At 64.2% G+C, this 16,156-nt stretch carries 3 protein-coding genes; 1 reads left to right on the forward strand and 2 read right to left on the reverse strand.

Translation table 11 applies throughout. The features are described 5' to 3' along the window. On the reverse strand, positions 1-566 hold a 566-nt coding region (locus ACKAMS_RS00005; protein WP_408988467.1), incomplete at its 3' end, for an alpha/beta hydrolase. Between the two features lie 140 nt (positions 567-706). Between ACKAMS_RS00005 and ACKAMS_RS00010 the strand changes: the two genes are divergently transcribed. Continuing rightward, positions 707-1,555: a Ku protein gene (locus ACKAMS_RS00010; protein ID WP_020907736.1), complete on the forward strand. Its 849-nt coding sequence runs from the start codon at positions 707-709 to the stop codon at positions 1,553-1,555. Between the two features lies 1 nt (position 1,556). Here the strand turns inward: ACKAMS_RS00010 and ACKAMS_RS00015 are convergent, their stop codons facing one another. Beyond that, positions 1,557-15,857 (reverse strand): amino acid adenylation domain-containing protein, encoded by a 14,301-nt coding sequence (locus ACKAMS_RS00015; RefSeq protein ID WP_408988468.1) that lies wholly within the window; start codon positions 15,855-15,857, stop codon positions 1,557-1,559. Positions 15,858-16,156: the final 299 nt, after the last annotated feature.

The raw sequence follows: 16,156 nt of genomic DNA on the forward strand, positions 1-16,156 counted from the left end.
TAGTCCTGACCCGGCTGGGTGGAAGTCTCCGCGCACCCGCTGTAGGCCCCGACACGCCGATACAGCCCTGGGGCTGAGATCGCGAGATTGAGTACCGAGGTCGCGGTCATCGAGATCGCCGCGATGGAGTTGACCCCGTTGGTACCGAACTGCGCATCGATGACTGGCGGCAGTTCGCGAGTGAGGAACGTCTGCCACTTGTTGCGTCCGAGTACGGGATCGTCCTTCTGCCAGTCGGTGTAGTAGCTGAACGCTCCTTCCAGCGGCGTCACGACGTTGACGTTCTTGTCGGCGAAGAAGTCCAGGACATCGGTCCGTCCTTCCCACGTTGCACTGTCCTCGCCACCACCGGCGCCGTTGAGCAGATACAACGTGGGCCGTGGGGCGCTCGTGTCGGCGGGGAGGATCACCTCGAGTGGAATGTCGCGGCCCATCGCATCGGAGTGGACGCTGATGGTTACGGTGCGTGCCGGATCTGCGTTCGCGGGCCAAGGCGCAAACAGCAGTGGAACCAGTGAAATTGCCAGCGCTGCTGCTACGCGTCGACGGTAGGTTCGGATACTCATCGGAGTATGCCCCCAGGTGTGCGAGTCGGATTCTCGGAGCGGATACCCGCTCGCCGCGCCTCGAACCGGCCCACCCGGACGCAACGGTTCGGGATCAACCGTGAGCGTTTGCCTCGCGCAATCGGCTGGGGGCGACCATCATGGGAGGCATGCGCTCGATTTGGAAAGGCTCGATAGCCTTCGGTCTGGTCAACGTTCCGGTCAAGGTGTACTCGGCGACCGAGGACCACGACATCCGATTTCACCAGGTCCATGCAAAAGACGGTGGCCGCATCAAGTACAACCGTGTGTGTTCCGAGTGCGGAAACACGGTTCAGTTCGCGGACATCGACAAGGCGTACGACTCGGAAGACGGATCGCGCGTCATCTTGAGCGACGAGGACTTCAACAAACTCCCGGCCGCGGAGAAGCACGAGATTCCGGTGCTGGAATTCGTGCCGAACGATCAGATCGATCCGATCTTGTTCGAGAAGAGTTACTTCCTCGAACCCGATTCGGCGTCGCCGAAGGCGTACGTCCTGCTTTCGACTGTGCTCACCGAGAGTGATCGAACGGCACTGGTGCATTTCACTCTGCGACAGAAGACGCGCCTGGCCGCGATGCGCGCTCGCGACGGCGTCCTCGTGATCCAGACGTTGCTGTGGCCCGACGAAGTTCGCGCAGCAGAGTTCCCTTCACTCGACGACGTGGAGAAGCCGAAGGCCAAGGAACTGAAGATGGCGCAGACGCTCGTCGAGAGCATGGCGGGCGATTTCGATCCGACCGAGTTCACCGACGACTACCAGCTCCAACTGCGGCAGTTGCTCGACGAGATGATCGAGAACGGCGGCAAGAAGGTCATCCCCGCCGCCGAGGTCGACCAAGAGGGCACCGATGCAGAGGTGGTCGACCTCGTTGCCGCACTGCAGCGCAGTGTGGACGAAGCGAAGTCGAACGCCTCCAAGGCCGGCTCGTCGAAGTCGACGACGCCGAGGAAGAAACGAGCCTGAGTCAGCCGCGCACGTCTTGGATCTCGATCAGAGCGTCCAACTCAGCGTCGACGTCCGGGGCCGCGTGACGACCCGTTCCGACCGCCAGGTTGATCACGGGCCCGATCGCCTCCAGACCTGCCTCGGTGAACATTTCGGCGTGTGACGTGGGCACCGGACGGTCGATGATCACCCCGGACACGAACGGTCGCCACGCCGACGCCGTTCGCAGCGGGTCGAAGGTGTCGGTCTGTGCCGAGAAGAACAGCAGATCGCCCACGAACTTGCCCGGGCGGTACCGGTGGGCAAGCTCCGCGCCTGCGGAGTATTCCTCGAACAGTCGCTCGATCCGATCGCTCGAGACCAAAGGGTGATCGCCGATGGCCTCATGCAAGAGCGCTTCGGCGTCCTCCGGTGTCAGATCACGCTCGTCGGCGTCCGGGACCGAGATCCCCAACCCGCCGATCAGTTCGGCGAGAGAAGGCTGCGCGCCCGCCATCGTCGGGTCTTCGAGAACGAAGCTGTCGAGCAGAATCAGGTCGGCGACGCTCTCACCCGCTGCTTGCAACTGCACCGCCGCCGCGTGAGCGATCAATCCCCCGATCGACCACCCCAGCAGGTGATACGGACCGTGCGGCTGAACTCCGCGAATTTCCTCGACGTACCGCGCCGCGAAATCCTCGATCAGCTCCGCCCGGAATTCGGGGTCCGTCAGAATCGGCGACTGCAGGCCGTAGAGCGGCCGGCTGGAATCGACGTACCGATCGAGTGCCCCGTAGCACCAGGCCAATCCGATGGCCGGATGGATGCAGAACAGTGGCTCGGCGCGGCCTTCCGGGCGTAGTGGCAGGACTACTGCAAGTGCGGAGGTATCCGCGTCACTTGTCACAACTGTTGCCTCGAGTTCGAAGAGTCTGCGCGCCAATGCCTCCGGCGTCGGGTCGGAGAATATCCACGCGACGGGGACGGTCATGCTGGTGCGTTCCTTGATGGCAGCGACCAAACGCGTTGCCATGAGCGAGTTTCCGCCGAGTTCGAAGAAGCTCGAATCGGCGTACGTGTCTGCGTCGGCGAGATCGAGGACCTCCGCGAAAGCAGCGCAGATCGCAATCTCGTCGCTGCCTTCCGGACTGCGTCCACTCGGCGACTCCCAGAGGGGCGCAGGCAGAGCTGCGCGATCCAGCTTGCCCGCCGGCGTGGTCGGGACTGCACCGATCGTGACAAAAGCGGACGGGATCATGTGCGCAGGCAGGGATGTGCCTGCGTGGCGTCGTAGTGCGGTGACGTCGACGTCCCCGTGTGCCGGGACGACGTACGCGACTATCCGAGCGTCGACGCCGTTGCCGACGACCACGCTCACAGCCGAATGCACGGACGCCTCCGACGCCAGCACCGCGTCGATTTCACCGAGTTCGATCCGGAACCCTCGGACCTTGACCTGGTGGTCCGCGCGTCCGAGATAGACAAGCGACCGTGCGCGATCTTCACGCACAAGATCTCCGGTGCGGTACATCCGAGAGCCTTCGGGTCCGTGCGGGTCGGCGACGAACCGCGCTGCCGTGAGCGCGGGGTTGCCGAGGTACCCGCGGGCGAGACCGTCGCCGCTGACGTAGAGCTCGCCGACGACCTGCCCGGGGACCGAGTGCAGTCGGGAATCGAGAACCATCGCATCCACGCCTCGGATCGGACCGCCGATCGTCACGGTCTGCCCCGCGACGAGTGAATCGCTGATGGTGACTGCGACGGTGGCCTCGGTCGGGCCGTACGCGTTGAACATTCGGCGCCTCGGCGCCCACCGAGATACGAGGTCGGCGGTGCAGGCGTCGCCACCGACAACGACGGCCTCGAGATGGTCGAGACCGGCGGGATCGACAGTCGCCAGGGCGGCCGGAGTCACGAATGCATGGGTGATCGTCTGCTCGTCGAGCAGTTCGTGCAATTCGACACCGCCGAGAACCGTCGGAGGCGCAATCACCATCGTTGCGCCGGCGCCGAATGCCAGAAGGAGCTCGAGAACCGACGCGTCGAAGCTCGTCGAGGCGAAGCTCAGAGCGCGAGAGTGCGCGGTGACGCCGAAACGTTCCCGCTGTTCGTCGGCAAACGCGGCCAATCCCGCGTGAGTGACCAATACGCCCTTGGGTTTTCCGGTCGAGCCCGAGGTGTAGATCAGGTAGGCCGGGTTGTCGAACTCGAGTGGCGCGTCCGGCAGTGTCTCGGAATGGACTGCCTCGATTTCGGTGGTGAATTCGACCGCGTCGAGCTCGATCCACGACGTGACGCCCGGAAGGCCGGCCGCATACTCGCCCCTGGTGATACCGAGTACCGCCCCACTGTCGGTGAGCATGTGCTCGATCCGCTCGGCGGGGTACGCCGGGTCCACGGGAAGAAACACTCCGCCGGCTTTCGCTACGGCCCAGAGCGCGATCACATAGTCGGCCGACCTCGGAAGCGCGAGTGCCACAATCATTTCCGGCGCAATCCCGCGAGCGATCAACGCAAACGCCATTGCGTCGGAGCGTCGGTCGAGTTCGCCGTACGTGAGCGTGGCGGAAGCCGCGACGTCGACGATTGCCGGAGCATGCGGATCGGCCGCGCCGCGAAGCAGCAACTCCGGCAAGGTCAAAGCATCGCCGGCCGGACGTCCGGGCAACGCACGCAGGCCACGTCCCGCAAGATCCACGTCACCGACGACGGCGGAGGGCTGGGCAGTCAGTGTCTCGATGACCGTTTCCAGCATCACCGCAAACGACTCCGCCGTATCGGTGTCGAAGAGGTCCTTCGCGTAGGTGAGGGAGGCCTCGTAGCCGCCGCCTTCCTCCGCGGTCTGTTCGACAACGGTGAACTGCAGGTCGTACTTGGCGATGTCCGGTGTGATCTCGTGGGCACGAACGGCAAGTCCAGGCAGGTCCCACGTCGTTGGGTGGGCGCCGTGGAACGAGATCATCGTCTGGAACACCGGATGACGGTCGGTGGTCCGGGTCGGCGCCACAACGTCCACGACCTGCTCGAACGGAATGTCCGCGTGGGCGAAGGCGTCGAGATCGACGGAGCGGACAGTACGCAGAACGTCGACGAACGTCGACCCGGGATCGACCGTCGTGCGCAGTCCGACCGTGCCCACGAACATTCCCACGAGGTCGTCGAGAACTCGGTGTCCTCGCCCGGCGACCGGAGATCCGATCACGATGTCCGTGCTTCGACTCAGCCTGGACAGCAGCACGGCATAGGCAGCGTGCAACACCATGAACGGCGTCGCCGCATTCGAGCCGGCGACCGCCTCGACCGCGATCCGGGTGTGCGCCGGAAGCGAGACCGCGGTGTGGCCGCCGCTCAACGACTGGGTGAGCGGGCGCGCTCGATCGCTCGGAAGGTCGATCAGCTCAGGTGCTCCCCGCAACGTCTCCCGCCAGTACGACGCCTGTGCCCCGAGCACGCTCTCGGATTCGTTCACAGAGCCCAGCGCTTCCCGCTGCCAGATGGCGAAGTCCGCGAAATGCACCTCGAGCGGGGTGAACTCGGGAGCGCGTCCCGAACTTCTCGCGACGTAGGCGGTGAGCACGTCCTTCATCAACGGCGCGATCGACCATCCGTCCGCCGCGATGTGGTGGATCACGATGACAAGTGTGTGGTGCTGCGGCGTCGACTCGAGCAGGAGCGCGCGAACGGGAGCTTGGGTCGTGATGTCGAATCCACGCGACGCGAATTCTCTGGCGAGCTCTGCCGGTTCACGGGTGTCCGCATTTGCGTACTCCAGCGAGGTGAATGCATCCTGGATCACCTGGTGTGGGCCGGTGTCGGAGTCGGGGAACACCGTGCGCAGGATTTCGTGCCTTTCGATCACGTCGAGGACCGCAGCTTCGAGGGCTGGGACGTCGAGTGCACCGTCGAGGGAGATCGCGGCAGGGACGTTGTACGCGGGTGAGCCGGGATCCATCTGGTTGAGGAACCAGATGCGGGCCTGCGCGTAGGACAGCGGAACTTGCTCGGGGCGGTCGACGGCGGTGATCGGTGGTAGCGCCTTCGCCCCGGCGGATGTGTCGAGCACGGTGGCAAGTTCCCGAATTTCGGGGTGCTCGAACAGCATTCGGACAGGTACCTGCCTGCCCAACGATTCGCCCAGTCGCTGGGCAAGTCTGGTGGCGAGCAGTGAGTTGCCACCGAGTTCGAAGAAACTGTCGGACGCACTGATCTGTTCGATACCCAGCAGTTCCGCCACGACGCCGGCAACCTGGAGTTCGGTCGCGGTGGTCAGCGGCTCGACACTCCGCTCGGACGAACGCAGCGTCGGCGCCGGCAGCGCCGATCGGTCGAGTTTCCCGACGGGGGTCAGCGGAACGTGCTCGATCGGGGTGATCGCCGACGGCACCATGAAGGCGGGCAGTGAGCGGCGCGCATGGATCAGCAATTCGTCCATCTCGACCGCATCGGAGCCGAGCACGACGTACGACGCCAACATCGTCTCACCGGAAGCTGCGTCGATGCCCACGGTGACCGCGAACTCGACGCCGGGGTAATCGCTGAGGACGGAGTCGATCTCGCCCAGTTCGATGCGGAATCCGCGTACTTTCACTTGGTGATCAGAGCGTCCGACGTATTCGATCGTCTCGAGCGGCGTCCACCGAACCAGGTCACCGGTCCGGTACATGCGGGCGCCGGCCGGGCCGAACGGCGCTGCCACGAATCGCGTCGCCGTCAACGCGGGTTGGTCGAGGTAGCCGCGGGCAAGTCCGAGGCCGGCGATGTAGAGCTCACCGGTGACCCCGACGGGTACCGGCTGAGCCGAGCCGTCGAGAATTACCGCGGACACGCCCCGGACGGGCCCGCCGATGGTCACGGTCTCCCCCACCGTCAGGGCATCGCTGATGCACACCATGACCGTGGTTTCCGTCGGCCCGTAACCGTTGAACAACCGGCGACCCGGTGCCCACTTGCGGACCAGTTCGGGTGAACAGGCCTCGCCGCCGACAACGATCGACTGCAAGACGTCCAGCCCGGTGGGATCGACCGAGGCCAGCGCTGCCGGCGTGATGAACGCGTGGCTCACCTGGTGATCGGTGATCAGTTTTGCGAGGTCCTCGCCGCCGTACACATCGGGAGATGCGATCACCATCGTCGCGCCCTCACCGACGGCGAGCAGCAGTTCGAGGATGGATGCGTCGAAGCTCGGTGAGGAGAAGTGCAGCGTCCTCGACTGCGCCGAGATGCCGTAGCGCGCCGTCTGCTCGGCGGCCAATGCGCTCAGGCCACGGTGAGTGACGCTGACACCCTTGGGCTTTCCCGTCGATCCGGAGGTGTAGATGATGTAGGCGAGGTTGTCGATTCGGATCGGCGCGGCAGGAACCGGCTGCCAGACACCGTCGCCGTGGATGTCGTCCATCGTCATCCACGGAACCGGACGGGGCAGTGATTCGATCACCGCTTCCGTTGTCACTCCGCGAGTGGCTCCGGAGTCGGTGAGCATGTGCAGAATGCGATCGGCTGGGTATCGCGGATCGACCGGAACGAACGCGGCGCCGGTCAAGGAAACGCCCCACAACGCGACGATCGAGTCGATCGAACGCGGAATCGCTATCGCCACAATGTCTTCGGCGCCGATACCTTCCGTGGTCAAACGGTGCGCAAGCGCCGATGCACGGGCGAAGAGATCTCGGTAGAGCACGGTGGTGCCACCAGATCGAAGGGCCACCGAATCGCCTGAACGGTTGGCGGTCCGCGTCAATATTTCGGCCAAGGTGCGCGAACTGGTCCACGCCGGACCTCGTACCGGCATCAGCGACGCACGCTCGAGGGTGCTGAGGAATTCCATGTCGTCGATCGCGGTGTCCGGGTCTGCGGCAACGGCGCGGGCCACCGACTGCACACGTGAGGCGATCGTTTCCGCGGTGGAAATGTCGAAGAGCGCCTCGGCAAACCTGAGCGACCCGGTGATCTCCGCGTTCTCGGAATCGCCTGCCAGCAGGGTGAACTCGAGGTCGAACTTAGCGACGGACGGTTCGAGCGCTTGCGCCTCGAGATGGGCGTCGTGGACGGTTACCTGCGGCGAGACCACATTCTGGTGGTACGACAGCATGACCTGAAACAGCGGGTGTCGCGTAGTGGACCGGTCGAGATCGAGGGCGTCGACCAGCACCTCGAATGGCAACTCGGGGTGCGCGAAGGCGGCAAGGTCGCGTTCACGGACGACCTCGAGCAGGGAGGTGAACGACGCTCGGTGATCGACCGGTGTGCGAAGCGGTACCGAATTGACGAACATCCCGATCAGGGAATCCAGTTCGGGTCGGCCGCGGCCTGCCACCGGAGTGCCGACCACCACGTCGTCGGTAGCACCGAGACGCGCCAGAACAACCGTCAAGATCGCGTGTACGACCATGAATTGCGTCGTGCCACTGCGCCTTGCCAAGGCGGCGAGCCGCTCCCCGGTCGCCGCGTCGATGACGATCGGCACCGATCCGACGGCGGTCGTGGTGACAGATCCGCGTGGGCGATCCACCGGTAGCAGTACCTCGTCCGGGGCACCAGCCATGGCAGCGGTCCAGAAGGTCAGCTCGCGGGCAACCAGAGACTCCTGGTCGTCGATCTGCCCGAGCGAGTCTTGCTGCCACACCGCGTAGTCGGCGTACTGCACGTCGAGCGGTGTGAAAACCGGGGCGTCTCCGACGACGCGTGCGGAGTACGCCGCGACGAAATCTGTCGCGAAGGGAGTCAGGGACCAGCCGTCGAAGGCGATGTGGTGGATGACGACGACCAGTACGTGAGCGAAAGTGTCCTCGCGCACCAGCATGGCCCGAATCGGCAGATCCGAACCGAGATCGAACCCACGCGCCGCGAACTCCGTCGTCGCGGATTCGATACCTTCGGATCCGCGGTAGCGCTCGACGGAGAACTGCACGTCGGAAATTGCTCGGATGACCTGACTCGGGCCGTCGGCGCTGTCGACGTAGATCGTTCGAAGCACCTCATGGCGTGCAATGACGTCCGCAAGCGCCTCCTCGAGTGCATCGCCGTGGATGTCTCCGGTGATCCGGATCGCGAACGGAATGTTGTAGACCGCGGACTGCGGGTCGAAGCGATTGACGAACCACAGCCGCTGTTGCGCAGCGGAGAGCGGTAGTCGGTCCGGGCGAGCACCGGCGCTCAGGGCAGGTCGATCGTCTGATTCTTCGGCGCTCGCCGCCAGACGTGCAGCGAGCGCTTCGACGGTCGGTGCTTCGAAGATCGAGCGCACGTCCACAGCGAGTCCCGTCGCTGCGCTCAACCGCGCGGACACCTGCGTCGCGACGAGTGAGTTGCCACCGAGATCGAAGAAGCTGTCTCCGGCCCGGACCTCGGGTACGTCGAGCAGTGAAGCGAACACGTCGGCGACGGTGCGTTCGAGCCCGGCCTCGGGTTCACGACCCGTACCGAGGACTTCGCGCGGTATCGGCGTCGGCAATGCTCTCCGATCGAGTTTGCCGACCGGAGTCAACGGAATCGCGTCGATCGGGGTGATCGATGACGGAATCATGTACCGCGGCAGCGTGTCGGCGAGTGCCGCAAAGAGCGACTCGATATCAGCGTCGCCGCTGAGCAACACGTACGACACCAGAGTGGTGCCTGCGGCGGATTCGACGGGAATCGTCGTGGCGAAGTGAACGAGAGGGGAATCCATCAGAGCAGCGTCGATCTCGCCGAGTTCGATGCGGAACCCGCGGATCTTGAGCTGATGATCGCTGCGGCCCACGTAGCGGAGGGTCAGGTCCTTGGTCCAACGGACCAGGTCACCGGTTCGGTACATCCGCGCACCGGACGTCGAGTACGGATGCGCGACAAAACGATCCGACGTCAGCGCGGGACGAAGGTGGTAACCACGTGCAAGCCCCGGCCCACCGATGTACAGCTCGCCGACGCCGCCGATCGGGACCGGTTGCAGCCGAGCGTCAAGCACCACGGCGTCGATTCCGCGGATGGGACCGCCGATGGTGATCGGATCGCCCGGTGAGAGTGGGTCACTGATGGCAACCATGACAGTGGTTTCGGTCGGACCGTATCCGTTGTGCAGTCTGCGCCCGTTGCCCCAGCTCGAGACCAATTCCGGGGTGCACACGTCGCCGCCGACGACTACGCATTCCAGTGCCGTCACGCCCGCCGGATCGACGGTCGCCAGAGCAGCCGGAGTGATGAAGGCATGAGTGACCTCGCGGCTTCGGAGGAACTCGCTCAACGCCTCCCCTCCGTAGATGTCGGGAGGGGCGATCACCATCGTCGCGCCGGTCGAACCGGCGAGCAGTAGCTCGAGTACGGCGCCGTCAAAGCTCGGTGACGCAAAATGCAGAGTTCGCGACCCGGCGGTGATCCGGTACCGATCCTGTTGTTCGCGAGCGAGATTGGCCAAACCTGCGTGAGTGACGACGGTGCCCTTCGGCACTCCGGTCGAGCCGGAGGTGTAGATGACGTACGCAGCCGACGCCGCGGTGATCGACGCTGTTCTGTCAGCGTCGATCACCGCGGCGTCGGAGTAGGCGGCATATTCTGCAACCGTGTCCGCGTCGCCGAGGTCGATCCAGACTGAGACGTTCCCGCCGGTTGCCGGACCGGCCGCAACCTCGGCGGACCGAATTCCGATCCGCACACCCGAATCCTCGAGCATGTGCGCAACTCGATCTGCGGGATAACGGGGATCGACCGGGACGAAAACGCCGCCGGCTTTTGTGACCGACCAGACTGCGAGCACGGAGTCGACCGATCGGGCGACGGCCAGTGCGACCGGTGTCTCGGGGCCGACGCCCAGGTCCATGAGGTATCGAGCGATCCGATTCGATCGACGCTCCAGCTCCCCGTACGAGAGTGAGCGCTCGGAGTCTTCGAGGGCGATCGCGTCGGGATACGTCCTCGCGGTAGCCCCGAGGATCTGCGCCAGCGTCGATTCGCCCACCGAAGCCACGCCGCGCCGCGGCAATATCGCGGCACTCTCCCGGGATCCGAGTACACGAAGGTCACCAACCGGTGCAGTCGGTTCCGACACTGCCGATTCCACGAGGGTCACGAAGTTTCGCGCCAAGGCTTCGACGGTCGCGTTGTCGAACAGGTCGGTGGAATAGGTGAACGTGGCATCGATTCCTGCTGCGGCCCCGGACTCGTGACGTTCGGTGACGGTGAGCTCGAGGTCGAACTTGGTCAGCCCCGTCTCGACTGCCCGCGCCGTCATCGACACCCCGGCCAGTTCGGCTGTGTGAGCCGTGGTTATCCGAGAGGTGATGGCAGCTTGAAAGACCGGATGGTGCGCAGGCGAGCGGTCGAGTTCGAGCGCGTCCACGACGACGTCGAAAGGCACGTCCGCATTGTCGAAGGCATCCACGTCGACGGCCCTGACCTGCGACAGGTGTGCGGCGAACGTCGCGTCCCGATCGACGACGGTCCGCAAGGCCAGAGTGTTGACGAACATGCCGACGAGCAGATCGAGAGATCTGTCCCCTCGTCCTGCCACCGGTGTTCCGATGACGATGTCGTCCGTGCCGCTGTACCTGGCCAGAAGCAGGGCGAAGCACGCGTGCAGGGCGATGAACAGCGTGGCGTCGTGATCGCCGGCAAGTACAACGAGCTTCTGATGAGTGGAAGCGCCAATTCTGATGTCGACTCCGGCCCCGCGCATGGTCGGGTCGAGTGGGCGCGGACGGTCCGTCGGCAGGTGGAGTTGCTCGGGCGCTCCCGCCAGCTGCTGCTTCCAGAACGCGATCTGTGAGTGGGCAAGCGAATCGGTGGATGCCACGTCGCCTAGGTGTTCTCGGTGCCAGAGCGTGTAGTCGGCGTACTGCACCGGAAGGGGTGCCCACTGCGGGCTGTTGCCGCCGACGCGGGCGGCGTAAGCGCCGGTGAGATCAGCAGCCAACGGCGCGAGCGACCAGCCGTCGGCCACCATGTGGTGCAGAACTACGACGAGGACTGCTTGCTCGTCATCGCCGTCCTTGTCATCGCCGTCCTCATCGTCGGCGACAGTGATCAGCAGGTATCGGACCGGGCGTTCGCGGACCAGATCGAAACCCGCCGAGGAGAATTCGAAGATCACTCTTTCGAGATTCTCGCGTTCCACTTCGATCGACTCGAGCCCCGCGATACCCTCGCCCAGGCCCAGAACCTTCTGCGTTGCGTTGTCCCCGATTTGAGGAAACACGGTGCGTAGTGATTCGTGACGTGTCACGACGTCCACGATCGCGGCGCTCAGTGCGTCGGGATCGACGTCGCCGCGCAACGACACCGCCAACGGAATGTTGTATGCACCTGATTCCGGTGCGACGCGGTTCAGGAACCACAGTCGCTGCTGCGCGGGAGCAAGAGGCAGTACCGCCGGCCGGGCCACGACCTGGATACCGTCGGCGTCCGGGGTCTGGGCGGCACGCTCGATCGTCGCCGCGATCCCGGACACCGTGGGATGGTCGAAGAGCGCACGCAGCGGCATACGAACTCCGGTGGCTTCGGTCAAGCGCGCCACAGCCGTCGTCGCTACCAGCGAGTTTCCGCCCAAATGAAAGAAATTATCGTCGAGCCCGAGCGGTCCACTACCCAGGATGTCAGCCAGAACCGCGGCTACCTTGCCCTCGGTCGTGGTCGTCGGGGGCCGGAAAACCTTGGTGGAGGCGAGGATCGGCGACGGCAGCGCACGCCGGTCGAGTTTTCCGTTGGTGGTCAACGGAATCGAATCGATGACCATGAAGGCATCGGGAACCATGTAGGTCGGGAGGGCTTCGGCGGCGTGCGCGCGAAGGGCTTCGGCGTCCACGGCGTCCGAAGCGGTCACATAGGTCACGAGAGCGCCGCCGGCCGGCGTCGGAGCCACGACGGTCACGGCGTCGTCGATTCCCGGCGCGCCGAGGATGACGGAGTCGATTTCGCCGAGTTCGATCCGGAATCCGCGGATCTTGACCTGCGCGTCGCCGCGTCCGAGGTACTCGAGCTGTCCAGGTGCAATCCATCGTGCGCGGTCACCGGACCGGTACAACCGTCGTCCGCCGGCATTGAACGGATCGGCAACGAACCGGCCCGCGGTGAGGTCTGGTCGGCCCAGATAGCCACGGGCGAGTTGACCGCCGGCGACATAGATCTCCCCCGCAATCCCCACCGGGACCGGGGAGAGATGCTCGTCGAGCAGGTACACACGAAGTCCGTCGATCGCGTCACCGATCCGGCTGCCGGTAACCGCACTCGCGCTCGCCCGGTCGAGTTCGAGATGGGTGACATGCACCGTCGTCTCGGTGATGCCGTACATGTTGACGAGTGCGGGCCCGGATTCCGTGTGATCGTCGTAGCCCGCGTGATTGTCATACCAGCGCCCGAGGCGACGAAGATCCAAGGCTTCGCCACCGAAGATCACGTACCGGAGCCGGGTCTCCGAATCGGCTCGAAGGTCGGCTTCGATGTACTGGTAGAAGGCCGAGGGCGTCTGATTGAGCACGGTGACGCCTTCTGCGGCGACGAGCGCGCGGAAGGCATCGGGGTCGCGTGAGACTTCGTGATCGACCAGAACCAGCGTTCCACCGTGGAGCAGCGCGCCCCACAGTTCCCACACCGAGAAGTCGAAGGCGAACGAGTGGAACATCGTCCACACGTCGTTGCCGTCGAATCCGAAGTCGACCTGCGTGTTCTCGAACAATCGCACCACGGTGGCGTGGGTGACCGAGACGCCCTTGGGTCGGCCCGTCGACCCCGAGGTGTAGATCACGTATGCCAGATTGTCGACTCCGTGCCCGCGCGGGCACTCATCGGTTTCCAGACCCTCACCGGAGTACTCGTCGGAGTCGACCCCGACGACCACCACGTCAGAGTTCGGGAAGGCGGAGTTCGGGAAAGTGGAATCGGAGATGACGCACACCGGTTGCGCATCCTCGACCACGTATGCCAAACGCTCGGCGGGGTGCGCACGATCGAGTGGGAGGTATCCGCCGCCGGCCTTCACTACCGCGACAGCGGCAACGATCATGTCCACGGATTTCGGCAGCATGATTCCGACCAACGACTCGGATTGCACGCCATGCTCGACGAGCTTGCGCGCCAACTGATTCGATCGTCGATCGAGTTCGCGGTACGACACGCGCTCGCTACCTGCGACAACGGCGATCGCTTCCGGGGTCGCCCGAATGCGATCGGAAAGGATGTCGGAGAGCGTTCGGACCGGGGTAATCGGGAGAACGGGCGGCACCAGCGCCTGGCGCGCGTCCGGGCGGAGCAGATCCACTGAGCCGACCGCCGAGTGCGGAGCACCGACCATCGCGGTCAAGATTCGTAGATAACGGTCGGCGAGGTCCTCGGCTTGCTCCTTCGTGCCGAGCCAATCCAGAACACCGGAGATCGGCTGATCGAAATCGGCATGCTCACCAGTCGGAATCGCCAGGGAGACAAACAGTTCCGGCACGGTGGCCAGATCCGATCCGATAGGCGCACCGACCATGAGCCCCGGAAATCTCGGGTGAGCATCCAGCGGCTCCTCGAAGCAGACCATCGCCCGGAACAACGGGCCCGTCTCCACCCAGCGGCCGTCACCGAGTGCGGCGGTCACCGAAGACAGAAGAATGTCTGCGTGTTCGAAAGCTTCGATTGCGACGGTGTCCACCGCACCGACCAGGTCGTTGAGCGTCATGGTGTTCGACACCGTCGAGCGAAGCACCAACTGGTTGGCGAACATCGAGACGAAATCGTCCGGGTTCGAGGCGCCGTACCCGCGGACCGAGACGCCGATCGACACCTCGTCAGCCGAACCGACGCGGCGCAGCAGTCCGGCCATCGCAGACTGGAACAGCACGAACAGACTCGTGTTCATCGTCGTCGCCATCGTCTCGAGGCGGCGGCAGAGGTCTGCCTCGATCTCGAGGGGCGTGGACGTCCGACCGGATCCGGCGACGACCGGCAAACCCAGATCCTCGGCGGGGTTCGACAATGTCGAAGACCAGTACTCGACGTTGCGGGCGTGTTGAACTTCGGCGATCCACTTCCCCGCGGCGTCCGGGTCGATGTCCATCAATCGAGTTCCCGATTCCGCAGCGCAGAACAATTCGAGGAATTCGAGGAAACGTCGGTGGTGACGCGAGATGTCCTCGTTGGTGTAGAGGTCTGGGTTCGCGGCGAAGTCGATCTGGATCTCTTCGGCTGCGGAAGTCTGATAGACGTTGACCGAGAGGTCTTCGATCGGCCCGGTCGAGATCACGTTCAGTTCGCCGTGCGCGTCCCCGAGAGTGATTCCCGAGTGGAACAGCATGAGGTTGATCAACGGCCCGTGGAAGCCGCGTCCGTCGGCGATGCTGTGATCACCGGCGTTGAGGTCGCGTCGCAGGTCCTCGTGGCGGTACTTCTGATGACGCAGTGCGCCGGTGAGTTCGATCTTCACCTCGTGCAGCAAGTCCCCGACCGCGAAGTGCGGATCGACACTCGCACGTATCGGGACGACGTTCGACATCATTCCGCCGGACCTGCGAGCAGCTTTTGTCGTCCGCCCCGAGACCGGCAGGCTGAGGACCACGTCGCGGGTCCCGGTGGCCCGGGCGAGGTAAGCCGCCAGTGCACCGATCACCACTGACGACGTAGTCACGTCGTGAGCGACGGCAAGCCGTTCGAGGGAGCTTCGCAGTTCCGTAGGTACCGTCGCCGACCGAAGGCGTGACCACGCCTGCGACGGAGCAGTCGAGGACGCGAGCGAGGTTCCGCCCGGCTTGTCGGCCATCTTGGTGTTCCAGTAGTCGCGATCGCGCTCCCACCGGGAAGAGCCCAGATAGTCGGCCTCTGCCTTCACCAACGATTGGAGGGGGGCAGTTACCGCTGGGGGAACTGGCAGATCCCGCACCGCGGCGGTGTAGATCTCGGCTGTGCGGTTCATCATCGACATCGCGCCGAAACCGTCGAGCGCCACATGATGAATACGGCTGTACCAGTAGTAATGGTCGTCGCGAAGCACCAGGACTGCCAGCCTGACCAGGCGATCGGTGAACGGATCGATGGCAGCAGTGTGCTCTTTGCGCATCCATTCTCGCGCCGCCGATTCCGGATCGGATTCGGCGCGCAGGTCGACCACGTCGAGAGAGTCGTCCATGTCGAGATCGAGCCACTGACGCGCAACCCCGTCCAACTCGACCAGGCGCAGGTATCCGGAGCCGATCTCACGGCCGGTCTGTTTACTGGCAGCGGTCAGCAGCTCGATGTCGAGCGGACCGTCCACGTCGACGTACTGAGCGATGCTGACGGGAATCTCGGGTCGAAGCTGTTGTGCGACAAGCAGGGAAAGTTGCGCGGCAGAAAGAGGGAAGGTGAGTTCGTCGTCCGGACGAGCTGCGGAAACGATTCCTCGGTCGGGACTGCCATCCACACGAATCTCCCTCTTACAACTTGATCATGATGCAAACAGGTATATGCGTCCGCTGGACGCTTCGAACTGATCGGGGCACTTCGAAATGAGACGAATACATTGGAAAGCTCGGGTGGAAACTGGCAAATCGCCCGCCGGAGATCACATCGTGACAATCAGCTGCGATGTTACCGATCAGTCAGCTTCCAGCAAATATTCATCAAACAACCATTTGGGACTATTGTCCTGAATATCATGGCTAAAACGGCCCTATATAACAAACCGAAGCGCCGGTACCCGACGAACGGGCACCGACGCTC

This window comes from Rhodococcus sp. 5A-K4, assembly GCF_046097995.1.
GTDB classification, from domain to species: Bacteria; Actinomycetota; Actinomycetes; order Mycobacteriales; family Mycobacteriaceae; genus Rhodococcus_F; species Rhodococcus_F erythropolis.